We start from the raw sequence: 4,571 nt of genomic DNA, 5'->3' as shown, positions 1-4,571 counted from the left end.
GTTCGCTTTCTTCAAGATCGCGTCATGCAGCCTTGCGTGTTTCAGGGTGGTGTTAGTGAGTTTGCCTTTCGTCAGATTGACGCCACGGAAATCAGCGCCGTGCAGTTTCGCCTTACTGAGGTTCGCTTTCTTCGCGTTCCCGTGATGCTCCACCGTCCACTTCGCCACAACACCGGTGCACTTTGCCTGGGCTTTCAGCACACACGACTTGTCCTTGGCACCGATCTCTACCCGCGGGCCTGCGGACACCACCCCCGGCACCAACAACACACCCGCGATCAAACCACCCGCAGCAACAACACTGGCCAACATCCGACTACGCATAGCGACACCCTACGCCGCCAACATCACACCCACACCACAGCTAACCACCCGACTACGGCGACCCCGGCTGGTGACCCAGGGCAGTCATCCACTGCTGGTCAGCGGCAGTCGTCGTTGTTGATGCTGCCGTCCGACATCGTCGTTTTGCACAAGAACGCGCCGGACAGGTTCGCGTCGTCCAGGTTCACACCGGACAGGTCCGCGTTGGTCAGATTCGCTTTGGTCAGGTTCGCGTTGGTCAGGTTCGCGTTGGTCAGGTCCGCGCCGTACAGGTTCGCGTTGGTCAGGTTCGCGTCGCCCAGGTTCGCGCCGTACAGGTCCGCGCCGTATAGGTTCGCGCCCTGCAGGTCCGCGTTGGTCATCTCCGCGCCGCCCAGGTTCGCGTAGGCGAGGTTTGCGCCTTGACAGTTGGGGGCGCATTTGGGGGTGGCTCGTAGTTGCCGGCCCTTGGACGTGGTGTTGGTGGCGGGTCCGAGTTGAGCGTTCTTCAGATTCGCACCAGGCAACTGGGCATATTTCAGGTTGGCGCTTTTCAGGTTCGCTTTCTTCAAGATCGCGTCATGCAGCTGGGCGTATTTCAGGGTGGTGTTGGTGAGTTTGGTTTTGGTCAGGTCCGCGCCACGGAAATCCGCACCATGCAGTTTCGCGTTGGTGAGGTCCGCTTTCTTCGCGTTCCCGTGATATTCCACCATCCACTTCGCGACAACCCCCTTACACGTGGCCTGAGCTCTCAGCACACACGTGTTGCCCTTGGCACCGATCTCTACCGCCGGGCCTGCGGACACCACCCCCGGCACCAACAACACACCCGCGATCAACCCACCCGCAGCAACAACACTGGCAACCAATCGAAAACGCATACCCGCACCCTACGCCACCAACATCACACCCACACCACGGCTAACCGCATCGACAGTTTCAGCGAACCAGGTGGTGTAAGCATAGATCGGGCGGTCGGGTCTTTGGAGTTGTACTCGGGCTGAAATATCGCAGCACATCGAATCACTAAACGAGAATCATGACCATCGAGCGACTAGGGTGACGGGAATCTCAGGTCGCCAATTTGGAATAGGTGGGGTATCCAATGAGATTCGGACTCCCAGTCGGGTTAACTACAGCCTTAGTTTTCGGATTTTTGTCAGTGAACAGTGGTCAAGCCTCACCCGACGTGGCGGACTCGTCTTCGGATAGCAGAACCGTTTCCGCTCAGGTCGAAAGCAACTACCAAGTGTGTGGCTAGAACGTCTCAGCTGGCACTACAACTCGATCTCGCAACTCCCGCAGTGAGACCGCCTCGTTGCGATCAAAGAAGGGCAAGCCGAGCAAAGTTCGCAAGCTCATGGTGCCAACGAAAAAGACCACTGAGACGAAAGTAAAAATTAGGTGGAATAAACCCAAGCGAACTGGCTCTACCAAGTTGAAGAAGTATCAGTTCCGCCTGAAAGCCAAGGGCGGCACTTGGAAGAAGTGGAAAGGTAAAACGCCTAAGAAGCTCGCAGTTAACAAGAAGCAAAAGAAGAAGCAGAAAAAATTTAAGAAGGTATACAAAAATCTTCAGCCAGGCACATCCTATGTCTTCCAGGTAAGAGCGAAGAACAAGACAGGCAATGGGAAGGGCGCAAAGAATGGACTGAAGTTCCATACGCTGCCGGAATGTAAGCCGGATGGCCCGGATGGTCCGGATGACCCAGACGGCCCAGTCGATCCGGATGTCCGACCAATACCTTCTGTCAACTACGTCTACACAAACCCCAACAATCGTGACGGCCAGTGGAAGAACCTCGCCGGAGAACTCACGACCGTGCAGACGACCCAGTTCATTGACAGCATCCCGTCGGTAATCACAGTCAAGACTCCCGATGGAGACGGATGTATCGCTATCTTCGATCAGTTTGATGGCAAGCCATTTGCTACAGCTGGGTCGGGCGACCCAATACCGGTGAATCCACCCGACGGATCTAAACCGCAGCAGCTCACGATCATTCCGTGGCAATCATCGAACGGCGGCTGCAACATCAATACAGATTTCGCCAGTTACGACCCGAACATTGTGATCGCAGTTTTTGTATCCAAGAGATACTTCAGCTCCCCACCGAGTAATGCGACTGTGTGCAAAATCTCGGCCAGTGACGCCGCCGCGATTGACAACATGGCACTGACCAATAGCGGTGGTAACCAGTGGACAAAGGGTGATTGCGTTATCGATAAGCCACGAGTACGACCACTCAATGGCAACGATATGTACACCGGAAGTCTGTTCACCATGGCAACCGATGGAAAGTCGAAAGAGCTCTACATTGAGTTAGAGGCCGGTGTTGTGTTGAAGACGCCACTAAACGCCATGGTCTCCGCAACCGCTAGAGGATCTACTCCTTGTGCAGTCACCACCAAACGCCCCATCACGGTCACGGGATTTGGCCGATTGGACAGCAACATCACAAGAGATGACTACGACTCGCAAGGTCTTAAAGAAAATCAGACTGGTAAATACAAGGTTGATACAGGACAGTTAATCGTCAATTCTTCGGCGGCCAGGGAATTTCCCATCGATGTTTCCGGCATTACTATTTCGAACTCGCCACGGCGGAACGACACAGCGGTCAAACTTAACTTCGCTCCCAGTTGCACACCTGACTACAGCACGCCCAGTCAAGTCAACTACGAGTCAAACAGGCCCGCCAAGGTCTTCGACGTCAAACGAATCGTTTGGAATGGAGAGTCAGACTCCTACGAGGTGGGCGCTGACTCTTATATCGGTAACTCATGGATCTTAAGTGCAGATGACTCAATTAAGATTTCATCCACTGGGCAGACCTTTGAAGATATAACCGTGATCCAAGGAGGCGCAGGTGGCGTGATCAATATCGGGTCTTACGGATACAACTACGGGACAGCTGGGAGCAGGGTTGATGGAGTTTACGTGCCACGCATCCTCCAAAACAACGGCAAGGCTACGGATCCGGGCTCCTCGGGTTTGATTCAGACGCTCACGTGCCCCATAAAGAACTTCAACAAGAAGCAACAGAATGTCACTAACGTGAGCGTCAATGACCTGACACTTCCGGGACTTGGGACTAAGGACGGCAACCAGATGAATACCTACTCCCGAGCTTTCTCGCTCGGGGTAACTGGAAACAACGCTTTCTGCATTCCAGACGGCTCTGTGGCAACCTTCGGGGACTTCCAATTCACCAATGTCGACCTCTACCAAGACCCGATGGAGGGGAACAAATCAGCGCTATATGACGAAAGTGGAACCGCTAGCCTACTGCCGATTCGATTCTGCAACGGAAATGACGCTGTTTGCTCGAACCCGATACCTGGTCCCACCGCGGAGAGCAACCGCCCGGTCGCCATCTGGCCAGGCGGCACGAAAGATTCCATTGGTTACTTTATGTGTGGCACAGACCAAGCCGACCTGTGTTGGACTACGACGGACGGTACTGAACAAGGTCCGAGCGACCAGGCTGCAAAGAACATTGAGTACCCATCAGGAGATTGGGGCAATAAGGTGGGATTCCCATACGGCCCCCCTTGATTAGCAACGACTCCGTTGTCGCTCGATGGCGGGTTCAGGTCGAAGCCACATAGCATTCGTCTCGATTTCGTGACAGAGGCGAATAACGCTGCGGCCACCAGCTCACGACGGAGTTGAAGGACGTCACATCGGAACTCACTTTTTCCGATGGCGATCTGACCAAAGGAGTTACGGTGAGTCGCGTCCCGACTAAACCCTCGCTAACGATCGTGATACTCGCTGTCGTGATCGCAGCCGCAACTTTGCTCCCCCAAAGCACCGCGGGAGCGGATAAATCCCGAGCCGTCAGCGGCTGGTTTGGTTGGTGGATTAGCGCGGAAGACATCCTGCGAGAAGCCGATCAGAGCAATGGCGTTATGGGTGAAGCCAGCCTGTTTTGGTGGAACTGGTCTTCACCCAGCCGACCTATCTGCTCGACTGCAGGTGGAGGCTGTCAGTCCAAGAGCAGCACCCCCTGGACGAACGCGCGAACTGATGCCGCTCGCCAAGGACTTCAAAATCGCGGGATTCTCGTGTTCGCAACGCATACCGATCTTGATCCCAGTAAAAGTGGTCAATTGGCAAACTTCCTCAAGAAGCCCCAAAACCGGCAAGACCTCGCCGAGCAGTTTACTGATTGGGCGATAAAGGCCAAAGTGGATGGTATTGATCTCGATTGGGAGAATATGGCTTTTAATGATGGAGCCGATAGTTGGGATGACACTCGTCC

The 4,571-nt window shown here is 54.6% G+C and carries 4 protein-coding genes; 2 read left to right on the top strand and 2 right to left on the bottom strand.

The window, feature by feature from the left end; genetic code table 11:
• Both K0U62_11465 and K0U62_11460 read right to left on the bottom strand, forming a co-directional pair.
• Positions 1-324: pentapeptide repeat-containing protein (locus K0U62_11465; GenBank protein ID MCH9802129.1), on the bottom strand; the 324-nt coding region annotated here is incomplete at its 3' end.
• Positions 325-422: 98 nt separating this feature from the next.
• Positions 423-1,184 carry a pentapeptide repeat-containing protein gene (locus K0U62_11460; protein ID MCH9802128.1) on the bottom strand — a complete coding sequence of 254 codons (762 nt, stop codon included), beginning with the start codon at positions 1,182-1,184 and terminating at the stop codon, positions 423-425.
• Positions 1,185-1,663: 479 nt separating this feature from the next.
• Here K0U62_11460 and K0U62_11455 point away from each other — a divergent pair, with 479 nt between their 5' ends.
• Both K0U62_11455 and K0U62_11450 read left to right on the top strand, forming a co-directional pair.
• Positions 1,664-3,862: a fibronectin type III domain-containing protein gene (locus K0U62_11455; GenBank protein MCH9802127.1), complete on the top strand. Its 2,199-nt coding sequence runs from the start codon at positions 1,664-1,666 to the stop codon at positions 3,860-3,862.
• Between the two features lie 173 nt (positions 3,863-4,035).
• Positions 4,036-4,571, top strand: a 536-nt coding sequence (locus K0U62_11450; GenBank protein ID MCH9802126.1) for a hypothetical protein, incomplete at its 3' end; no start/stop codon positions are given.

The sequence above is a fragment of the Actinomycetes bacterium genome (genome assembly GCA_022599915.1).
Classification (GTDB): domain Bacteria; phylum Actinomycetota; class Actinomycetes; order S36-B12.
Note: the sequence above shows the minus strand (reverse complement) of the source record. Positions and strands in the feature narration are given on the sequence as shown.

Excerpts from the sequence above, each read along its gene's own strand:
- K0U62_11460 (MCH9802128.1), bottom strand. The coding sequence starts at position 1,184 with ATGCGTTTTCGATTGGTTGCCAGTGTTGTTGCTGCGGGTGGGTTGATC.
- K0U62_11455 (MCH9802127.1), top strand. The coding sequence starts at position 1,664 with ATGGTGCCAACGAAAAAGACCACTGAGACGAAAGTAAAAATTAGGTGG.